Consider the following 269-nt stretch of genomic DNA (forward strand, 5'->3'; position numbering starts at 1 on the left):
TAGTATTGAAGGGTGACACTCAAGTTCCCTCCAGTGATCTCTGTACGTTTGCTGGTGAGATCAAATCGCTCGATCTCATCATTAGGTCCTGTGATCTCTTCCGAGTCACATAGTTCTAAAGGTGTTGGAGCCGTTAGTACGGGTGGAAGGTTTACTTGCAATTCAAAAGTAGTCTCTGCCGTACACATCGTATTGCTATCGGTCACCACCACATAGATCGTTTGGGGATTGCTCTGATTTGGATACGCCGTAGGGTTGGTAATGGCAAT

General features: G+C 46.1%; 1 protein-coding gene. It reads right to left on the bottom strand.

The features are described 5' to 3' along the window. Window positions 1-269: hypothetical protein (locus ULVI_RS15540; RefSeq protein WP_197463489.1), on the bottom strand; the 269-nt coding region annotated here is incomplete at both ends.

Origin of the sequence: Cochleicola gelatinilyticus (assembly GCF_001637325.1) — a bacterium.
In the GTDB taxonomy this organism is placed as follows: domain Bacteria; phylum Bacteroidota; class Bacteroidia; order Flavobacteriales; family Flavobacteriaceae; genus Cochleicola; species Cochleicola gelatinilyticus.